General features: G+C 41.7%; 17 protein-coding genes. All 17 read right to left on the reverse strand.

The window, feature by feature from the left end; translation table 11 throughout:
• Window position 1 precedes the first annotated feature (1 nt).
• On the reverse strand, window positions 2-2,023 hold the full coding sequence (locus FNLLGLLA_RS08995; RefSeq protein WP_155085848.1) for a DHH family phosphoesterase: 2,022 nt from the start codon (window positions 2,021-2,023) through the stop codon (window positions 2-4).
• 19 nt (window positions 2,024-2,042) lie between these two features.
• Window positions 2,043-2,999, reverse strand: a complete 957-nt coding sequence (locus FNLLGLLA_RS09000; RefSeq protein WP_156697311.1) for a DUF2232 domain-containing protein — start codon at window positions 2,997-2,999, stop codon at window positions 2,043-2,045.
• 177 nt (window positions 3,000-3,176) lie between these two features.
• Window positions 3,177-3,656: a DUF4411 family protein gene (locus FNLLGLLA_RS09005; RefSeq protein ID WP_101928550.1), complete on the reverse strand. Its 480-nt coding sequence runs from the start codon at window positions 3,654-3,656 to the stop codon at window positions 3,177-3,179.
• 11 nt (window positions 3,657-3,667) lie between these two features.
• Entirely contained in the window at window positions 3,668-4,783 is a 1,116-nt protein-coding gene (locus tag FNLLGLLA_RS09010) for an ImmA/IrrE family metallo-endopeptidase (protein WP_156697312.1), read from the reverse strand.
• A 160-nt stretch (window positions 4,784-4,943) separates the two neighbouring features.
• Entirely contained in the window at window positions 4,944-7,112 is a 2,169-nt protein-coding gene (locus FNLLGLLA_RS09015) for a ribonuclease J (RefSeq protein ID WP_083791382.1), read from the reverse strand.
• Between the two features lie 395 nt (window positions 7,113-7,507).
• Window positions 7,508-8,584, reverse strand: a complete 1,077-nt coding sequence (locus tag FNLLGLLA_RS09020) for a DUF805 domain-containing protein (RefSeq protein ID WP_156697313.1) — start codon at window positions 8,582-8,584, stop codon at window positions 7,508-7,510.
• Between the two features lie 12 nt (window positions 8,585-8,596).
• The gene (locus tag FNLLGLLA_RS09025; protein WP_156697314.1) at window positions 8,597-9,394 is read right to left on the reverse strand and encodes a uracil-DNA glycosylase; all 798 of its coding nucleotides are present in this window, start codon (window positions 9,392-9,394) and stop codon (window positions 8,597-8,599) included.
• Window positions 9,395-9,810: 416 nt separating this feature from the next.
• Window positions 9,811-10,584 (reverse strand): ABC transporter ATP-binding protein, encoded by a 774-nt coding sequence (locus tag FNLLGLLA_RS09030; RefSeq protein ID WP_156697315.1) that lies wholly within the window; start codon window positions 10,582-10,584, stop codon window positions 9,811-9,813.
• An 11-nt stretch (window positions 10,585-10,595) separates the two neighbouring features.
• On the reverse strand, window positions 10,596-11,348 hold the full coding sequence (locus FNLLGLLA_RS09035; RefSeq protein ID WP_038125664.1) for an ABC transporter permease: 753 nt from the start codon (window positions 11,346-11,348) through the stop codon (window positions 10,596-10,598).
• Between the two features lie 10 nt (window positions 11,349-11,358).
• Complete coding sequence (locus FNLLGLLA_RS09040; RefSeq protein WP_156697316.1) at window positions 11,359-12,312, reverse strand: ABC transporter substrate-binding protein; 954 nt, start codon at window positions 12,310-12,312, stop codon at window positions 11,359-11,361.
• A gap of 437 nt (window positions 12,313-12,749) precedes the next feature.
• Entirely contained in the window at window positions 12,750-14,381 is a 1,632-nt protein-coding gene (locus FNLLGLLA_RS09045; RefSeq protein WP_156697317.1) for an ArnT family glycosyltransferase, read from the reverse strand.
• A gap of 10 nt (window positions 14,382-14,391) precedes the next feature.
• Complete coding sequence (locus tag FNLLGLLA_RS09050; RefSeq protein ID WP_008602158.1) at window positions 14,392-14,979, reverse strand: DedA family protein; 588 nt, start codon at window positions 14,977-14,979, stop codon at window positions 14,392-14,394.
• A gap of 250 nt (window positions 14,980-15,229) precedes the next feature.
• Window positions 15,230-16,018 (reverse strand): ABC transporter ATP-binding protein, encoded by a 789-nt coding sequence (locus FNLLGLLA_RS09055; RefSeq protein ID WP_156697318.1) that lies wholly within the window; start codon window positions 16,016-16,018, stop codon window positions 15,230-15,232.
• A complete protein-coding gene (locus tag FNLLGLLA_RS09060) occupies window positions 16,015-17,016 on the reverse strand; it encodes a FecCD family ABC transporter permease (RefSeq protein WP_156697319.1) in 1,002 nt (333 codons plus the stop codon). The genes FNLLGLLA_RS09055 and FNLLGLLA_RS09060 overlap by 4 nt, the downstream gene beginning before the upstream one ends.
• On the reverse strand, window positions 17,000-17,983 hold the full coding sequence (locus FNLLGLLA_RS09065; RefSeq protein WP_156697320.1) for an ABC transporter substrate-binding protein: 984 nt from the start codon (window positions 17,981-17,983) through the stop codon (window positions 17,000-17,002). Before FNLLGLLA_RS09065 ends, FNLLGLLA_RS09060 begins: the two co-directional genes overlap by 17 nt.
• A gap of 143 nt (window positions 17,984-18,126) precedes the next feature.
• The gene (locus FNLLGLLA_RS09070) at window positions 18,127-20,190 is read right to left on the reverse strand and encodes a TonB-dependent receptor plug domain-containing protein (RefSeq protein WP_156697321.1); all 2,064 of its coding nucleotides are present in this window, start codon (window positions 20,188-20,190) and stop codon (window positions 18,127-18,129) included.
• A 164-nt stretch (window positions 20,191-20,354) separates the two neighbouring features.
• A complete protein-coding gene (tolA, locus tag FNLLGLLA_RS09075; RefSeq protein ID WP_156697322.1) occupies window positions 20,355-21,158 on the reverse strand; it encodes a cell envelope integrity protein TolA in 804 nt (267 codons plus the stop codon).
• Window positions 21,159-21,160: the final 2 nt, after the last annotated feature.

The following is a 21,160-nucleotide window of genomic DNA, read 5'->3' on the forward strand; positions in this document are numbered from 1 at the left end:
GTTATTCCTCCTCTTGTTCTGCGGAATGAAGCGCCTTAAGAGCATGCTCCAAAATGGCCTGCTTCGCTTCCTCTATGGTCATACCTTGTAATTGAGCACCAGCCACAGTTCTATGACCGCCACCACCCAAGGCTTCCATTACAACTTGTACATTTACCTTACCTTTGGATCGAGCACTAACGCCGATACCGCCATCATTTAGGGAATATAGTACAAAGGCAGCTTCAATATCTTCATTACTGATGAGCATGTCCGCACTTTGTGCAGCCAACGCCATCATATCCTTCAAGCCTTCAGGCGCTACGGAAATAGCAATCCCCTCAGTACGACTTGCTTCAAATACCATTTTAGCACGCAATTGGATAGAATCGAAAGTTTCAATAAACAATTGTTTAACTCTGTCGATATCCGCCCCTGCACGGCGCAAGAATGCTGCGGCCTCAAAGGTGCGTGCCCCAGTTTGTTGGATAAAGTTCTTCGTATCTAATACGATACCTGCATAAATACCTGTGGCTTCCGCTTTTGAAAGTTTTACAGGAACGCCTGCATATTGTACAAGCTCTGTTACGAGCTCAGATGTGGACGATGCAGTTGGTTCCAAATAGGTAAGCAATGGATTTTCCACAAAGTCCGCTGCGCGGCGATGATGGTCGATAACGATGCGTCGTTCAGAAATTTCAAGCGCCTCTTGAGCCGCCACCATTTCCTGACGATGCGTATCACACACGACAGTGAGCGTATTCGCATCTACCCATACTCTTGCAGCTTCTGCAGTAATAATATTCTCTTTCCAGAACTCTGACTCATTAAGAACATTCACCATTTTATCGATGGCACTAGTTTCTTTTGAAAGCGCAATGCGCACGTCTTTACCAAGTGCTCGAGCAATGGCGGCTACACCGATAATACCACCTAATGCATCGTAGTCTTCACGTTGATGCCCCATGATAAGAATCTTATCAGAATCAATCATAAGCTCATGTATTGCTTGAGATACAACACGAGCACGAACGCGCGTATTCTTCTCAACGCCTGCCGTATTGCCACCAAAGAAGCGGGTACTTTCACCATCCATAATGCACACTTGGTCACCACCACGACCTAAGGCGATATCTAAGGCTGCACGAGCACGACCAGATACATCTTTCACAGAACCTACATTTTCACTAATACCAATAGAAATCGTAGCTGGAACTTGACGCGGAGATGGTACTTTACGGATTCGTTCGAGCACTTTAAAACCATCTTCCTCCATCTCATGAAGCGCACCACGAGAAATGGCAAAGGTATACATATCATCTTGGAAGTTACGAATAAAGCCTTCGTAGCGATCGATTTCATCCATGATGATATTATTTATATCTGTCCAAATACTAGTATACTCACGATCACTAAGGCCTTTTGTCAATTCTTCGAGATTATCGATTTGAATCATACCCCATACAGGCTGTCCCTCTTCGGCTTTAATACGGGCTTTTTCTAGGTCAGTAATGTCCTTAAAGTACAATGCCATCACTGCATGTTCCGCCAGTTCATCTTCACTATCAATATCTGATCGGGTATCCCGAGGATCGATAAATTTATAAATAATTTGGAAGTATCGATTTTCATATTTTTCCGTCATATATCCGGACTTACCCCAGATTTTATCGATACGGAAACCAGGCAACAAAGCAGACATTTTTTGGAGCTTATTCCAATCCACCTTAACCCAGTCGGCGAAAACACTATTATTCCACACCAATGTGCCTTGCTTATTAACAAGAACAATCCCCATTGGCAAATTTTGTAAAGCAAAATTAGAAGCTTGTGTGACGTTTTTCATCATCGCACTAAACTGTTCTCTTGCTAAACGACGCCGGTTATGAAGGGTATTATAATTAACCAAATACGCCGCTACTACAATGATTAATGCTAAAATCGCAATAGCCCAATTTAAATAGGCCAGCAATAATAGCAATAATACGAGAACGGCAACAATGGTAATTTCTAAACCTTTCCATCTCCGTTGAAAGGATTTCATAACGGCCTCCTTTCTATTACTATTGACGCGCTTTGTAACGTGTCCGCAAATCTAAAAACATATCTATAACACCAAATATCGCTAGTGCTTGTCCAAAGAAGAAGGCATACACACCAAGCAATATCCACTTCAATTTATTACTCATGCGATAACTACTCATTAAGTCTGCTAAAGCTGCAAAGCCATGAACAGAACACATAGAGCTACCGAGGAGTAATACATTAGTACTAATGGCTGTGACCCATGAAGAGTCCATACTAATATGTGGAGCACCATATATACCAATAATGCCTAACGCATATAAACCGGCACTCCAGATAGGCATTCTCCACTCTTCAATCGGTAAAAATCGAGGTATGGAGATATGTAACCGCTTGCCTAACCATATAGATATCTGAATAGTTATATAACTATATGATACGGCAGCTATAGCTACAGCTACAAAAAACGCATCCTTCAAACCGGTAGCTAACTTATCTACATTTTTCACAAATAAATCCGCTTGTTCCTGTGTAATATTAGAATTCGTTTGTAATGCTTGGTCAGCAATCATACGAGCTTGCTCTGTCATCTGTATATCTATCATTGATAAGTCAATACCAGATATATACGCTTGTGCAATGAAAGTTACTAATACAGCAACAAACATAGCAATACTAGGGAGTAGTAACCGTTTAATCGTTCCCAATGAAAGACGATTACCCTCTCCTACTCCTACACCTACCGCAGCAAATAAGCCAACAGGTATACCATTCCATGGTCCAAATAAAATTACTGCTAAGAAAGTAGTAACAATAGCTGCCGATATACTATATTTACGGCCCCATTTTGTTCCAATTATGCCAATGGCCGCAGGTGTAACAAAAAATGATAAAAAGGCGAAAGCTGGTATATAAACACTGATAGCACTAAGGATAACACCTATAGCACTAACAAAGGCAGTTTCAACCATCGCTCTTGTATTTGTTTTATTCATAAATCACCATTCTTACATAAGAAGATATATTAATTGGTATCTTTTAATTATAACAGTTTAAAAAGGTAACTTCAAATACCCCATATAGTAGACAATTGCGATAGTGGTGCTATTTATAGTACTGGCAATACATATAAATAACGAAAAATAGGGAGCCACCTAAAGTAGCTCCTCATCTCATATTACCATATGTAATTGACGCATCATTTCAAATACATTCACATATGAAACATCAAAATGCTCACATATATCCGGTATTTTGACTTTCGTAGTGCTTGGTCCCGCTAAGGTTTCGTGGGTTACAACCACACCTCTGCGGACACTCGCATAAGCTATAAGCCAAGGATCCGCTTTAGCCAAAAAGCGATGTTTTTCTGCATCCTTATATTGTTGATTTGACATCACATATTCAGCGATATCTACATATGAATTTTGTATCTCATCATCATTTGTCGCTTCAGTAAATGTCAAATAATGAGTGTTAAACCAAGTAGATAACTCATCATTACCGCTCATAATTTCATTTTTAATGTGATCAATAGTTAAAATATTACCTCTACTGCGAGATATCAACTCATTCCAGAACGATGGAACAATATCAAACCCATAATAGCGGTTCTTTGCATCTATAAAGGTATTACTATCAAGAACATACATAGTTTTTTCTCCTAAAAACTATACTCATTCACATATTTTGTAAAAGTACTACCACGTAAGCCTAACAACTCATACGCATCTCGATACGCCAATTCACCTGCTCGAGCAGCTTTGACAACAGTACGACTAAAACTTTCACCCAACCGAGCGTGAGCAGTGACATAAAAATCCCCACCACCTCTTGTCTCTCGTTCAGGTAAGCTTTGTAATCGCTGATTAAAACGTTCCACTAGTCTATGATATTGAATTCGAGTAATATATCCATGCTCTAATGCTATACGATAGATAACATATTCACTCACCTTAAAACGCTTAGCTACGGTCTCATAATCCTCCAAATGTTCATTCCACACTGGAATAAATCGAGATTCCGGCACAAGAAATTCACCTGCAAAGCTGTTACAATACGGCTCAGAAGAGCTATCAGTAACGCCTTCCTCACCTAATAATATATGACAAAACTCATGAATAATCGTAAACAGCCTCCCATGATTCGAATCAGCTCCATTGATAAAAATAACAGGTGCATAAGAATCAATTAATGTAAACCCTCTAAACTCATCGACAGATAATTTACGTCTAGTGTTAGAGCCCACAATACCGTTAACAAATACAGTAACACCGATAGCCTCGATGCGTTCACGTATATATGTAAACGGATCTGCTATACCTATTTGCCAACCAGCCTCTATATTTAATAACGAATAAGCTTGATGCACAAGACTTCTGCTATCCATGTGTTTAGAAAAACCCCCTACATAAGATAACGCATCTATTCCTAAATTAAGCTTTCGATATTGACTCAACCAATCTTGGCGAATCTGCATATCATAAATAGTATCTCTTAACTCAGGACTATATGGCCTATCAGGGATTTCACCATTTAGTCTTCTAAAATCAGTAATCTCTTTATCCGATAACTGTGGAGGATTCTTTAAATAAATATACCCTAACGGTACATTGGAAAAAGTAGCTAATGCCTGTATTTGGCAAATTGTCGGATGCACACTGCCGGCAATCCACTCTCCATACTTTGGAAACCGCTTATAAAAAGCTTCATAACCTTTACCACTATATTTAGGTAACCAGTTTAAAATAGCTCCACTCACCGGAAACCGTCCGGACATACCCTCACCTCCCTTTCCCCTTTATTACTCTTCTACTAAATAATATTCGCTACTTATTATAAAATTCCTACTTTGATTACATTAATTTTACAATCATATACCAATGAAAAACAAGCAGTTGTTAAATAAATATTTTAACAACTGCTTGTCTTAATTATATCTATACGTCTTGAATAATTGGCAAGATCATAGGGCGACGACGAGTTTTATCATAGAAGAATTTACCCAATGCGTCACGTACGTTTTGCTTAATGGTTGTCCAGTCTTTGATGCGTTGCATTTCGCAATCTTCAAGAACTTGTTCTACACGGCGCTCCGCAGCAAGCATGAGTTCTTCTGCGTCACGAACATATACGAAACCACGAGATACGAGGTCTGGACCAGCTACGATAGTACCGGAAGCTTTATCCATCGCCATAACGACGATAACCATACCTTCTTGTGCCAATTGTTGACGGTCACGGATAACGATATTACCTACGTCACCAACACCAAGGCCATCAACGAAGATAGCGCCAGCTTGTACGCGGCCACCTTTGCGACCACCATCTTTATCGAATTCAAAGATTTGACCATTATCACCGATAAGGACTTTCTTAGGATCTACGCCCATGGCCACACCAAGTTCACCATGACGGCGCAACATGCGATACTCACCATGAACTGGGATAAAGTATTCCGGACGAACAAGGTTAAGCATTGTTTTAAGCTCTTCTTGGCTCGCATGACCAGATACGTGAATACCACGGTCTTTACCGTATACCACATTACAACCTAAACGAAGCAAGTTATCGATAGTTCTACCTACAGCACCTTCGTTGCCTGGAATTGGTGTTGCAGAAATGATAACAGTATCATTCGGTGCCAATTCTACAGTGCGATGGTTGCTTGTTGCCATACGGGACAAGCCTGCCATCGGTTCACCTTGAGAACCAGTCGTTAAGATCATGATTTGGTCATCTGTGTAGTTGTGCATTACATCAACGTCGATGATTGTATTTGGTGGAATATTCAAGTATCCACGCTCTTGGGCAATTTCTGTAACATTGACCATGCTACGGCCCATAACTACAACCTTACGGTTGAACATAACCGCCGCATCAATAGCTTGTTGAATACGGGATACGTTAGATGCAAATGTCGCCAAAACAACGCGGCCTTTTGCTTCTCCAACAGCTTGTTTAATCGCAGGGCCTACGGAACTTTCAGAACCGGTAGTACCTGGTTTTTCTACATTTGTAGAGTCCGACAAGAGCGCTAATACGCCTTTGTTACCTAACTCAGCAAATTTGTGCATATCCATCAAACGGCCATCAACTGGGGTTTGGTCAATTTTAAAGTCCCCTGTATGAAGAACCGTCCCGATTGGTGTATTAAAGTATACAGCGCAGGAGTCAGGAATGGAGTGATTTGTTTGGATGAAACCAACAGTCACTTGACCAATTTGAACTTCATCGCCGGCAGCAATCGTACGCAGACATTTTGGAGATACCTTATGTTCTTTAAACTTGCCTTCGATTAATCCACAAACGAGGTTTGTTGCGTATACTGGGCAACTAATTTCTTTCATAAGGTATGCCAAAGAACCGATATGATCCTCATGACCATGAGTAATTACGACAGCTTTCACGCGGTCTTTATTCTCGATGATATAGCTCATATCAGGAATAACGATATCTACGCCAAGCATATCTTCACTAGGGAATGCAAGCCCAGAGTCAAGAACGATGATTTCGTCCTCGTATTGGAAGATAGTCATATTTTTACCAATTTCACCAAGACCACCTAATGGAATGATTTGGAATTTTCCCTTGTTGGCGCCATTTGGTGTGCGACCGACTAATTCCACTTGTTCCTCTTGATTGTTCCAACCTGTAGAACGATTATTTGAGCGGTTATTATTGCGGTTCTGACCATTTTGACCATTGCGACCATTATTAGTACGCGTATTACGTGTATTTTCACCACGCGGTGCACGAGTTTGACGAGTTTTGCGTTCTTGACCTTCACCTTGTTCGGCATTGCGACGTGTATTTGTACGGCGAGTCGTATTAGTACGGCCACCATTCGCACTTGTGCGAGTATTTGTAGAACGGCGTTGGCGTGTTGCACCTTCACCTTCACCAGCTGTTTGTTGGCGCGTACGACCTTCGCCAGCAGGGCGGCGTGTATTTGTACGGCGACGCGTTTGTTTTTGCTCGCCTTCAGCCGCAGCTGTAAGAGTAGCAGTTTTTGCTACTGTTGGTTCTGCTTTCACTTGCGCAGTAACCTGATTATCTGTTGTATTCACAGTTCCTCCTAAAATTTTGTTCATTAATTTATTTAACATAGTTTTTCTCACCTATCACTTGAATTGATCTATGCCACGAGGAAATGTCACACAAAGAAAAAGGCGCTATTATACTAGCGTCTCGTCAAATGGGCGCAAAAATGCGCTATCAAATTTTGCCGTTCCTAGTTTGTGTGCCATTTGCCGTAGCAAATGAGTATAGTGCACTATCAGATGCTTCAACCGCAAGAGACTTCTGTTTTTATCTCAATCCGATACGCAGTGCAATATAGTCCGATCTGTTTTGATGAAAGCCTCACTTTCATACGTTGTGCTCATTATAACATAAAAACAACATAAACAAAAGAGTTCTACGCTTGATTCATTAAAAGTAACATAAAATTTTACTACTACTTAAAAGGGCGGCTCAAACTGAACCGCCCCAAAGCATTTTATTATTTATCATCTGGCATATTTTTATAAAAGCCTTCAATATGCCACTCACCATGTTCTTCGACGAGAGATATGTAGCGTGTCATGTGCGCAGCCTCAACCGCGCCATCTCCGGGTTTAGTGACTTGCAGATCCGCTTCGTAAATAATGCGTTTCATGCCATTTATACGACTGATACGACTCGTGCCTAAGGACCCGACAACCACCTTCGGCGCCGACATCATAGCTTCCATCCATTTCTGCTTTTCTACGGGATTTGTCTTAGCCTGATCGGTAACATAGGTGAAAGCCTTATCATAGTTCTTTTCATTGACGGCGTCAAAATAACCGTGAACAACATCCCGTGCAGCTTCATCACTGCCTTGACCGACGATGATATTCGTAAACCATCCGCCCGGATCCAGTTCATTTTCCGGTCCCATATAACGAGACGAAACACTGCATACGCAGATAGCACTCACCAGCAATGCAACGAGAATTCGAGTAGTGAAAGCGCTGCTCGTAGGCGATACTTTCATAATAGATGCCAACCGTTTGCCGATAATGATGTTCCTCAACGCCTCACCATATTGATTAGCCTTCGGTTCACCTTTCTTACACAGTAGAACAAATAGAATAATCGGTCCGATGAAAGGAATTAAGATTAAAAACAGATGATCACTACTTTTACCGGTATCATGAAGGCGACGGATACATAGAGAGCCCAACGGAATCAGCGAGACAAGACCGATGATTGTCAGTAACATCCATGCCAACAGGATTAAATAAATACCTGTATGAAGCACCACCATAAGCCCATAAGAAAGGGCCAGAATTCCAGCGATAACTAAAATCCACATCAAAAAGAACCGCAAAAATTCCCCTCTGGACGCACGGCCATCTGAATTCATAAATTTGCGGCCCACCACATAGAGAAATGTATCCTTGTAACTCAACTGATAATGCGCCAGCGGATAGATAATATCCCCTTCCGGTGCGATGCTCTCAACCTCCACCGCAGTCGTATACTGCCCGCAATGCGGACAGAACATGGCAGCCTCGTCACAATACTGACGGCAGGATTCACAATATCGTTTCATATGTAATACCTTCTATCTCAAAACTCTCTCTACAGCTTCAGCAAAACCTTCACGGTATAAATTAGCCCCACCGTTAGCCGGATGTCTAAGACCGATGGCTGAAAGGCCGAATCGCCCCATCGTGTCCGCCGATTTTTGACCGACAGCGAGCACGAGTGGCTCCGGTCCACCTAATTCGGTGTGCAATGCCAACAGTCTTTTCGTATATTCCCAACCCAGCTGCTGCTCCGACTCAGTCGGCGTCCGATTAGTGAGCGGTTCGTCCGCCTTATGAGGATGAAAGGGGAATATATTCCAGAACAGTGCATCGTATGGATCAATTTCCTGTTCGATAATGGCACTCCATACTACTGTATCCGTAGGTTCATTGAATCCCTGTTCCCGTTGGGTCCGTTTCAGCATGGAACTCACAGGGGAGCTAGTTCTTTGTAATGTAACAGGCGTTATTTGATGCGCCCGAATTGTTTTATGCTTATTCAACAACATGCGCTCACAGGTAATGGCAATGCCCGAAAAGCGCCCGCCTTGATATCCGACAGCCTCCGCCACCACAAAGATCTTGGAGCGTCCCAACCGCGGCAGCAAATACGCCATCAAATTGTTACGACGCACCTGAGCCGCATCAAAATCAGGCCGAACAATTTCGAGGTCAGGATTCACCTCGCCCCATGGATTGTGAACAAGCTCGCCCCTATATTGACCGAGCCAGTCTATAAACTGCTGTACTTTTGCAATCTGATTCGTACCAAACGAAGTCATATATTCATCAAAAGACAGCGTTTTCTCTTCCTCTGATGTAAATAAGGACATTGGCTCTCCCCCAATTTATACTACCGAACCATATAATAAATAATGCTGTATATCATGATTATCAATCCTTTATATACTGTATTTATACACTAAATCCCATAATAATACAATTCATATATTACGATATCCAATCATGATATGTGATAATATATCTGATAATCACGCACTACATAAAATGTATACCGTTACTATATTATAATAGCATCCATTTCTGAAAGTTTGATGCGAAATTAATATTCAAAATATCCACATGCAACAAAATATAAAAAACTGTAATTTCAAAGCGACTTTAGATTCTCTACCATCAAAACGACAGGCCTCATGTAACAGCCTTGATGGTAATGAACGATCCTACTATCTTTGAAACTACAGTTTTTGTTGGGCTTCTGTTGCTACTAATATATACAATATCACATTTATATATAAAACTCGATTTTGTCTTCTTTGGCGAGTTGGAATTGTTCAAATATGTGATTTCGAATATTGACGAAGGATGCGGAGGTCCTGTCCGTCCTATCGATGAGATTGACGGGGATGATCGTTTGCATCCGTCCCGGATTAGCGGCGAGCACTACGACGCGGTCCGCAAGGACCACCGCCTCTTCGATATCATGCGTAACAAATACGACCGTTTTACCCTCTTCACGGCAGATGCGGGAGATTTCGTCCTGTAAATTAATGCGTGTCAACGCGTCGAGGGCCCCTAGCGGCTCGTCCATGAAGATAATATCCGGATCGACCGCCAGCGCCCGCGCAATGGAAACACGTTGCTGCATCCCGCCGGACAACTCCGCCGGATAACGATTGCGCGCATGGTCGAGCCCCACCATTTTCACGTATTTATCGATGATAGCAGGTCGCTCTTCCTTAGGCACATTCTTACTTTCAAGGCCCAGTTCAATATTACTTTCCACCGTTCGCCACGGTAGCAGTCCGTAATTTTGAAAGACCGTTACATACCGCAGTTGAGGTGCTTTCACCTCCGCGCCGTCGATGGTAATAGAGCCCGAAGTAACGAGCTCAAAGCCGGCCATAGCATTTAAAAGCGTGCTTTTACCGGACCCGGAAGGACCTAAAAGGCAAATAAATTCACCTCGTTCAATGTCCAGATTAATATTTTCAAGGATGGTGAGCGGTTCTCCATCTTTCATAAATTCCTTGTGTGCATTGCGCACCGAAATGTAACCCATACGTCCACCTCCTATTTCTCAATGCCCCAACGTCTATAAATCCATTTTTCGATGAGGGATACGCCCCAATCGAGCAAAAGACCTACAAAGCCAATCGTCAAAATCGCCACCATCAGAAGGTCGTTACGCAAATTATTCCGCATATCGATGATGAGGAATCCAAGACCCGTCTGAGAGCCTACCATTTCCCCTGTCACCAGGAAGATCCACGCCGTGCCGAGCGCGATGTGAAGGCCCGATGCAATACCAGGAAACACCGCGGGCAATACAATTTTAAATAACAACTCCGGCTGCTTGATACCAAAATTTCGAGCCACCTTGATGTATACGGGATCGATATTCTGAATCGCGGACACCGTGGACAATAGAACCGGGAAAAACGCCGCGATAAAGATGATAACGATAGCAGGCGCTTGACCGATACCGAAAAACAGAACGATAAACGGCAACCATGCTACCGGTGAAATAGGACGAATCACCTGAACGATAGGATTAATATAATTCCAAATGCCCTTATACCAACCTAAAATAAGGCCTAAAAACACACCGGCTACGACGGAAATGATATAGCCGATGAAAAAGCGCACCAAACTGTCCGCAATATCCTTGAACAATACGCCGTCCCCGATGAGTTCCCCGAAGCCGAGCAGCACCTTGTACGGCGTCGGCAACAAGGCTTCGTTAAATCCGCCGATGCGGACAACCAGCTCCCAAATCAGCCAGACCGCGATGAACGCGCCCGGCACATATGTGTATTTTTTCATGGTCTACCCCCTATGGCAATAGCGATGTATCTACAAACTCCGAATAACTCGGCACCTTTTTAATCAAATCGACATGAGTCATGTGATGCACGAGCGCATTATAACGATCCTCGGTGAGGGCCAAATCTCCAAAACCAATTACTTGCAAGGAACGCTCGATAACAGGATCCTTAAATTTCATATATTTCAAGGCAATCTCCTTTTGCGCCTTCGGATGCTCATCTAAATATGTACCTGCATCGAGATAGGCTTTTGTGAAAGCCTTCGCCAAGTCGTGGTGTTCATCGACAAATTGACCGTTGAACACGAGGGCGCAGCAGATATTGTCATGCCATAAGTGATCAGGGTCTTCAAAGACCTTCCCGGCGCCCATTTCTATGGCAAGAGAACCGAAAGGCTCAGCCACACTATACCCAGCGATTTGACCGACCGACAATGCGGACGGCATTTCAGGAGGACTCATCTCCACTATCTGTACATCCTTCTCACTAAGGCCTGCCCGTTCAAGCATAAGGTCTACGAGAATCTTTTGTGTAGATTGCTTATGAGGGATAGCAAAGGATTTGCCTTTCAAATCCTGTACAGAATTAATGTCGTTATTTACAACGATAATGTTGCCTTCCGTATGGCCTAATGCCGCTGCGCGCACATCAATTCCCTGTTCACGAGCCTTTACGCCGAGCTCAACGAGAACAGCTGCAGCGTCTACTTTACCGGTGTTGAGCGCATCCATGAGTTCCGGCCAGGAACCGTATTTAACAAGCTCTACATGGACAGGACCATCTGCTGTCTCCAATTCCTTCGTAGCAAATACGGGTAGCGCATGCGTAATCGGTAAATACGCAACGCGCACGGTCTTCAGCTCCTGTGCTGACTTCGGTACCGTATGCTGATAATATGCATACGCCGCACCTCCGATAACGAGAAGCACAACAGCAATGATTAGATACCAAATTTTCTTCATAATGTCCCCTCTTTCTACCTCACAACAAGGGGCGTTTATGACTCATATCATTTCCCGCATTTTTCTAAACCTTAGATGAAATCAGGCTTTAGAACACCTCGTCTTCTAAACTTAATATATCCTACTATATCAATATGTATTAATTATGTCAATAAATCATATTAATATTGTAGGTATTATTATTTATGTACGAAAAATGTCAATATAGACAAGATCCTATTTATTTAAATAAGCATTTTAATATAAAAGGCAAATAAATAGATAGTATATAGAGGATCAACACCAGTAAACTTTCAGATAACATAAAGCCGCAAGATTTTAATTAACCAAAAACAGCAAATAACTAATTAACCAAAAGCGTTGAAGCGCTAATTAACAAAAAACAGGTAGCATCCATTGGATACTACCTGTTTGTAATGTTTATTAACTTTTCACAATTATTTGAATAGAGTCTTTTTATTTAGTACGTAAACTTCAGATGTACCTGCTTCACTAGACTCAGATACATGTGGATAAATGGAGGACTGACGGAAATGCTTAATTTCCCCTTTAGGAACGATTAACATAAGTGGCTTACCAGATTCGATAATCTTGTTAAATTCCTCTTCACTTACTTGTTCCATAAGATATTTCTTCTGCCATTCATCGCTACGTTTTTTTAATTTATCTCGATCATCCCAGCGGCTTTCATCACCATTAATCTTGATAACCTTATGCCCCGTATAATACACAACAGCCGTACTATAGCCGTTATAGTAATAGACATCTCCTTCATAGGAATCCACTACTGGAACAACATCAATATTACTACGTTGCTTAACGAATGGCTCTAAACCTTCCATAACAACTATAGAAGATATAACCATCGTACCAAGGACAATAATTGTAACTAAACGATATCCTCTTTTCGTATACCATGTATAGAACATAGCCAATATTGCCATAGCAACCACGACATAGAGCAAACAATAAAAACCCCATGGTGCGAAGAAAGAGCCTGCTACATAAGCAATCCACAAAAGCAACGTCGGCCCCATAATAATCCATTTTAAGGCTCTAGATTTGCCTTTGCGAATAAGCTTCATAACGCCCAAAGCACCGATAGCACTAAATGGGACTAAGCTAACAAAGGTATATAGAGGGTATTTTGTTGCCATCAAGGTGTAGAATAGCACAATTCCAACACCCCAAGTCATATTATAGATAAACCCTGTATGACGTTGTTTAAAGCCATCGATTATACCGTAAATAACGGCACCCGTCCACGGCATGGATGCACCAAAAAAGATAGCGAGATAATACCACCACACATTATCTTCTGGATGCTCCGATTGAGTAGCGCGAGTCACATTGTGAAGCCCTAAGAAGCCATTGATAAAGTCTTGACCATGAACACTGTACATGTATACATACCACGGCAAACAAACTACACAAAAAGCTAAAATGCCACGCCAATCGAAGATGGCTTTCACCATAGACCAAGAACGATTAATACTTGCAAAAACAAGCAGAATCATACCAGGCAACACAATGGCTACCGGACCTTTAGTGAGTACGCCTAACGCAGCAAATACATAGGCTACAATCATGGCATACGGTTTCTGTTCCACCAGTCCCTTGTAGGAGTAAATCATAACCATCAACGTCGTATAGAGGAGCACCATATCCGTAATAACGCCATGTGCTACGGTCCAGAACATGAGAGATGTGCCTAGAACAGATGCCCCAATGAGACCAAGTGCCCACTTACCGCTCATGGTACGCGTAGATTGATACATGGTCGCCACCGACAAAGCACCGAAAATAGCACTCGGTAGGCGCACCACCCAATCAGCAATTCCAAAGATTTTAAAGCCAAGAGCAATGAGCCAATAAATCATGATGGGTTTATCGTACCAATAAGTACCATAAATCTGCGGAGATAGCCAATCACCTGAAAGAACCATTTCCTTTGCCGTTAACGCATAATTAGATTCAACGGGATCTGTAACAGGCAACATATTATTGCCAAACATATAAAACACTAGCCACACAATAAATACGACTGGTGTTAATCGAGAGAGTTTCATAAGGGCCTCCTTATCGACGATTACGATAGTATCTAAAGCCCAGTACTACAGCTATAATGACAAATACAACGATCATAACAATCAAGAACTCATGATTGTACTCGATAAGGTCTTGCCAATTTTCACCAAGTACCTTGCCTAAGTAAACGAGCAAAATCGTCCAAGGAATCGTACCGAGTACCGTCCAGATGATGAAATGCCACATGGGATAGCGTGCCATTCCTGCAGGGAAGGAGATAAAGGTACGAACACCAGGTAAAAGTCGACCAAAAAATACAGCTACACCGCCATATTTATTAAACATCTTTTCTGCCAGTTCAAATTTATGTTCATTAAAGAATATATATTTACCATATTTCAATAATAAAGGGCGCCCACCATGCTCACCCATCCAGTAGGATACTATAGAACCAACAATACCTGCTAAGATACCTACCACCATTGTTGTATGCATATCAAATATGCCTTGAGCTATCAAATACCCCGCAAAACCAAGTACGATTTCACTTGGAATAGGCACATTAGCATTTTCTAGAACCATTGCAATAAACATGGCCGTATAGCCATATGTTTCCATAAACGAAATAATATATTCCACTATTTTACCTCATTAAAAATCCCCATCCGGGTTCTATAATGTACTTATTCTGGTACATCATTTCGTGAAAATTTCACCCAACCATTTGGTACACTATATATTTTACCATAATAAAGAGACCCTCACCACAGGTGGGGTCTCTTTAAGGTATAAACAGTATGCAATTTTCGAAATAGCTTTTTTACTATTGTGTACATTTCAGTAAAAACAGCTAACAATTAACTAGTATATAGCATTTAAGTTCCTCTATTTAAGCAAGACCATATGGTACACATATAGGACATGTTTCTTCACTGCGAGGACTTTGTAAAATATCCGCTTTAATACCGAACCACTCTGCTAAATTCTCTGGGGTCATCATCATATGCGGAGTTCCATCACCTACAATAGCTCCCTCTTTAAGAGCAATAATGCGGTCACTATAGCGCAAAGCTAGATTCAAATCATGGAGCACCATAACGACCATAATATTTCGTTCCCGCTGTGTGCGTTTAACTAGCTCCATCAACTCAATTTGATGGCGACTATCGAGATAGGTAGTCGGTTCATCGAGGAGTAAAATATTCGGTTCTTGCGCCAAACTTAATGAAAGCCATACGCGCTGCCGTTCACCGCCGGATAGTTCCCCTATTTGCCGATACCGATATTTCCATACATCTGTGCATTTCATCGCCTGCTCCACAGCAGCTAAATCCGCATCAGATAGTTCCTTAAAAATCGATACATACGGATTTCGTCCGGATCGAACCAACTGCTCAACTAACATTCCTTCAGGGGCGGTCGTAATTTGCGGTAACAAAGCTATATGGCGCGCTAATTCCTTCGTATTCCACGAATGTAAAGATTTTTCATCCAGCGATATGGTGCCTTGTTTTATCTTGATAAGCCGCGCCAAAGCTTTCAAAAACGTTGATTTTCCCGAACCATTTGGACCAATAATAGATATTATTTCCGGTTTATCAAAGACGATAGATTGATTCTCCAGTATCAATCGTTTTCCATAACCTACCGTTATATTATCGACTATTAACACACTCATCTTCGCCCCACCCCTTTCAATAGATACAAGAAGAATGGAGCACCCAAGAAGCTCATCAGTACGCCTACAGGAATTTCACCGGGCGCAATCACCATGCGCGCCAATGTATCTGCATAAACAATTAATATGCCACCAAAGACCATAGACGTAGGAATCAAATAACGATAATCCACACCTACAATGAGACGCGCCACATGAGGCACAATAAGACCTACAAAACCCAACATTCCCGACACGCTCACCGCTGATGCGGCTAATAAAGAAGCTAATACGAGTAAGGACAATCGACATCTTTCAACATGCACACCTAAAGTGCGCGCCGTATCATCGCCTAAACTAAGCAATGTAAGCCATCTGATAGATATCATAGATCCAATAATTCCTATAGCCGTATAAGGCCAGATCATCATTACATCATCCCAGCTGCGCCCTACAAAACCACCTGCCATCCAGCTCACCGTTCCTTGAACACGATCCGGATAAAACACAGATAGAATCGTATTAAATCCGCCGAAAAAAGCAGCTACTGCCACACCGGCCAAGATAAGGCGCAACGGATTGAGCCCACCTTGCCAAGAAATCCCATAAACCAAAAACGATGCCACTAACGCACCAACAAAAGCACCAATAGGAACAAGCATAACGTAAGTAGGCATGAGAATCATGATGATCATAGCCGCCAAAGCACCGCCAGAGGTAATGCCGATAATTCCGGGATCCGCCAAAGGATTTCGCAAGATACCTTGTAAAATCACACCGGCTAAGGCAAGATTCATGCCAGCTAAAAAGCCCACTACAACACGTGGTAAGCGTATAGTCATGATAATTTGACCAATTTTCGATGTGTCGCCACCCGTTATGATTTGGTATAATTCGCCCCAAGTTAATGGAACGGCGCCCAGTTTCATACTCAGCAACACTCCTGCTATTAACAGAATCAGCGCAGCCACAAAAACGCGTAAGCCACGACGTTCCTGCACATTAATGAGATTGTCCATATAACACCTTTTCCGCATATAATAACACTTGATCCATTCGAGCGGTCGGCACCGACGCAAACAAAGGACCCGGCAAGACCTCTATATTCCCATTAGCAACAGCAGGTACATTCTGCCATGCCGGCGTTTTAAAAGCCTTTTTAAAAGCTGCTATATCTTTCTCACCGCTACTGCCATGATTAATCAAGATAACCTTGTCACAATCAAGAACGGCCATCGTCTCCAGATTAAGCGGAATATATCCATCCAAAGCATTCTCCGATACATCCTGCGGCAAATATACATCAGCCACATTTTTTGCCCCTAATCTTTGGAAAATATCTCCCACATATGTTTTACTGGAGGCTAGTTGGTAACTCGTAGGTGTCCCAAAAACGATGAGGACACGCGGTACAGACTCATCTTTATGACGCTGTATGATTTCCGTTAGGATATCATTATATTTCTGGACCAACGCAGCCGCCTCCCTATCATGACCAGTCATAGTGCCCACATGTCGAATATGGTCCATGATGTCATCATAATTGGAGGATAAGTGGTAAAAGCTAGGAATATGATTCGCATTAAAAGCTTTGCGCAACGCCGTTTGAAACGGCATGGCAATGCCGATAACGAGATTCGGGTCGGACATAATAATTCGTTCAATACTTGGAGATACAGCACTATTCATATTCGGATACTGTGCAATTTTAGCCTGCACATCTGCCGGTAACTCCCTTGAATTTACTACGCCTACGGGGCTAACACCTAAAGTGATAAGCAATTCACTATCCGCCGAAGAAATGGATACTACACGACTTGCTATGTTTGGCAACGACACAATTTGCTTCGTATCATCTTCAATCTGAATAGCACCTGCCTCGCTGAATACCTCTCGCTTGCCTTCAAAGCTCATAACCGTAGTGAAAGTTCCCACAACGGCAACAAGCCCCAATAAACATAATAATGGCTTATTGATAATGATCACCTCGCAGATTACTTATGCAAGCTAAACCTCATACATTATAGTTTCAAATTAATGCCACTATATTACATACACCAATACATATGCATGTATTTCATTCATACATTAAGGCCTCAGCATTTCATGCGTACATTAATATCTCACTATTACATACGCAAGTTAAGGCCCATACGATAAGTGGCGCCATGAATATCCCGTAAGTCTTGTTTTTCACCAAATATATTTTCGACCCCTACATACATGGATGCATTATCATTCAACTGACGAGTCACCATAACATTCCAAGTTTGAATATTTTTCTTTTTCGGAATGCTGAGGCGTGGGTTAACAACGATAGCATCAATGCCATCAAGGTAGTTAATATAATAATTACCCCAGAACGCGCCAGTCCAGCGACCTTGATGATAATTAACACCACCACTAAATACATGACGACCACGGTTTAACAGACGATTATGGGTAACGTCATTCTTCGCATCCAAATAAGTATAGTTACCGAATACATCCCATTTATCATTGAGTCTATGATTTACAGATAATTCCACACCTTGCAATACAGCACGAGGTAAATTGGAATACGAAACATAAATACGGCGATTTGCCATATCAATACGATTAGCACCGCTTTCAATATAATTTTTAATAACATTGTGGAAATAGGACGCCTTAACATTTGTCCGTTTCCAATCTTTTTCTACAGAGAAATCAAAGTTATAAGAGCTTTCAGGTTTCAAATTAGGATTACCTTGCAAATATATATCGAAAGCCCCTAATCGCCCTCTTGGCACATTAGATGCCATAAGCCAATGATGATACATTTCCGTCATACCAGGTGTGGAGTAGCCTGCACCATAGTTTATTTTAAAGCGAAGACTATCATTTGCTTTATAGGTAACACCAATCTTAGGCGACCAATGACTATCAAATGCATTTGACGTATCGTAGCGAACAGCAGGAATGATTACCCATTTACGACTAGGTTTCCATTGATGTTGCACAAAGTAACTACCGTAATTAATGGTTGCCTTACCCGCAGTATCTGTAATGCCTTCTCGAGTTCTTGACCATGCAATGGAGCCGTTATTAATACGCGTACTAATCGCTTCTTGACGACGGAATTGAACGCCATAAGTCAAGAGATTCTTCTTATCTATTGATGTGTTAACCTGTGCGTCTGTAATCCATTCTTTATTATAATATTCATCCCAAATGGATAGTTTTTTTATGCCACCCGTGCGCTTATATTGATCATAGGTGTCTTTGTAATGATTGTAGTAAGACTGCACCATAAGCGATGACCGACCGCGACGACCATTCCAACGAAGACCTGTGCTTGTAGTAGTCGTATTTTTATCAACCGATTGAATTAATGAGCTACCCTTTTTCGTATTCATATCCAAGTCTTCAGTTTCTCGATCTATAAAGAAGGAAAATTTATCCCTTTTTCCCGCTTGATAAGATACGTCAAAATGAAGCGGTATCCGATCACCATGATAATTATTATCCGAGCCAGAATCATTATTACCCGCTATATTCCTGCGAATACCAGCACCGACCGATCCGTTCCACTTTCCTTTTTGTCCACTACGAGCCAATACATTGAAGTTATATCCCGTCGCACTCGATGCATCACGGCGAGAGATTTCAGTATTAACCTCTACACTTGGCTTTCTGGATTGCTTTGTAATAATATTAATAACCCCACCGTTCGCCTCAGAACCATAAAGTGCACTCGACGGACCACGCGTTATTTCGATGCGTTCCACATTATCCATGCCTTGACGAAGCCAGCCCATGGCATTAGCTCTCGTTTTCGTCAACTCTCCCGTAACACGTCGTCCATCAATAAGAATTAATGTATGACGAGATTCGGCGCCACGCATCGTAATATTTTGTCCACCATGAGCATCGGTGCTGAAAGCGACGCCTGGCACACTTTGTAAGGCTTGCTCTAAATTACGATATTGGCGATCTTTAATTTCCTCTTGTGAAATAATCGTTGTCGCGATTGGCACATCGCGAACTAATGCCTCCGTACGAGTAGCCGTAACCGTAATATCTTTCATGCGTCTTGACTGCTCATTACTCACAGTATTTTGAGATTCATTCACACTATCCACACTTGTAGAACTATTATTTTCTGCACCTACCACACCTGCAACAGACGTTAGATATACAACACACAATAGTGCTGCCCATGACTTTTTCATCACACACCTCCAGAAAATATATTAGGGCTCTAATAGTATAAAACGATATCTAATCTCAATTATATATTCATCAGGAATAACTATCAATATTATTTTATGTTATCAAAGTAATATATATACATAAAAAAACTAGTATCTATAAAGATACTAGTTTTTCATTATACTTATAAATTATAGTGAATTGTGATATCTGCATATTGCTGTGTACCTGTAGAATTTTCAGCGCCACCCACACTATAAGCATATTCTCTAGCATGTTCTGATAACATAGGGTCATCAGAGTTAAGAACTTCCACACTGGCAACACTGCCACCTGGGGCAAAATAAATTCTTAGTGTTACATCACCTTGAATTCCCATAGTGTATGCATCTGTAGGGTAATTACTATTAATTGCACTTTGTAAATTACTCCAATACCCATCATAACTGAATGTGCCGCCACCACCGACATCAACTTCAGTACCTCCGGTACCTTCACGATCGCTAAGCCCTTCTCCGCTACCTGTTGATGCATACCCGATTCCAGAACCTTCAGCTCCGACAAGTCCACTCCCCGTATTGCTACCAACAGAAGATTGTTTAACCGTTCCTATTTCACCAGCACTCGCTTGTTGACTAGACGGACTTACATCACTTTTTGTAGGAACAGCAGAGTTTCCATTTTGTCCTCCATGACCGGCTCCTCCGTTATCAAGTTGAACATTATTATTTTCCAATTCTTTTGAGTGTTGAAGCTCATGAGCTTTTTCTTCTTTAATTTGCTCTTTAATTTCCTCTACTTGTTTCTCTGCTTCCTGTTCCGTTAGAAAATTAATTTGTAACGATCCAGCCATCTGAGATTCGATATAATCAGAAAAAGAAATAAAAGCAACACCCACCGTAATAATACTTATAATGGTAGCAATAACAAAGGCTTTTTTATAGGTCATATGTGGATAATTCCACACATCTACATATTGTTTCGCCATAG

The organism is Veillonella parvula (assembly GCF_902810435.1).
Taxonomy (GTDB): Bacteria; Bacillota; Negativicutes; order Veillonellales; family Veillonellaceae; genus Veillonella.

Coding starts and splice junctions, on each gene's coding strand:
- FNLLGLLA_RS08995 (WP_155085848.1), bottom strand. CDS start 2,023: ATGAAATCCTTTCAACGGAGATGGAAAGGTTTAGAAATTACCATTGTT.
- FNLLGLLA_RS09000 (WP_156697311.1), bottom strand. CDS start 2,999: ATGAATAAAACAAATACAAGAGCGATGGTTGAAACTGCCTTTGTTAGT.
- FNLLGLLA_RS09005 (WP_101928550.1), bottom strand. CDS start 3,656: ATGTATGTTCTTGATAGTAATACCTTTATAGATGCAAAGAACCGCTAT.
- FNLLGLLA_RS09010 (WP_156697312.1), bottom strand. CDS start 4,783: ATGTCCGGACGGTTTCCGGTGAGTGGAGCTATTTTAAACTGGTTACCT.
- FNLLGLLA_RS09015 (WP_083791382.1), bottom strand. CDS start 7,112: ATGTTAAATAAATTAATGAACAAAATTTTAGGAGGAACTGTGAATACA.
- FNLLGLLA_RS09020 (WP_156697313.1), bottom strand. CDS start 8,584: ATGAAACGATATTGTGAATCCTGCCGTCAGTATTGTGACGAGGCTGCC.
- FNLLGLLA_RS09025 (WP_156697314.1), bottom strand. CDS start 9,394: ATGTCCTTATTTACATCAGAGGAAGAGAAAACGCTGTCTTTTGATGAA.
- FNLLGLLA_RS09030 (WP_156697315.1), bottom strand. CDS start 10,584: ATGGGTTACATTTCGGTGCGCAATGCACACAAGGAATTTATGAAAGAT.
- FNLLGLLA_RS09035 (WP_038125664.1), bottom strand. CDS start 11,348: ATGAAAAAATACACATATGTGCCGGGCGCGTTCATCGCGGTCTGGCTG.
- FNLLGLLA_RS09040 (WP_156697316.1), bottom strand. CDS start 12,312: ATGAAGAAAATTTGGTATCTAATCATTGCTGTTGTGCTTCTCGTTATC.
- FNLLGLLA_RS09045 (WP_156697317.1), bottom strand. CDS start 14,381: ATGAAACTCTCTCGATTAACACCAGTCGTATTTATTGTGTGGCTAGTG.
- FNLLGLLA_RS09055 (WP_156697318.1), bottom strand. CDS start 16,018: ATGAGTGTGTTAATAGTCGATAATATAACGGTAGGTTATGGAAAACGA.
- FNLLGLLA_RS09060 (WP_156697319.1), bottom strand. CDS start 17,016: ATGGACAATCTCATTAATGTGCAGGAACGTCGTGGCTTACGCGTTTTT.
- FNLLGLLA_RS09070 (WP_156697321.1), bottom strand. CDS start 20,190: ATGAAAAAGTCATGGGCAGCACTATTGTGTGTTGTATATCTAACGTCT.
- tolA (WP_156697322.1), bottom strand. CDS start 21,158: ATGGCGAAACAATATGTAGATGTGTGGAATTATCCACATATGACCTAT.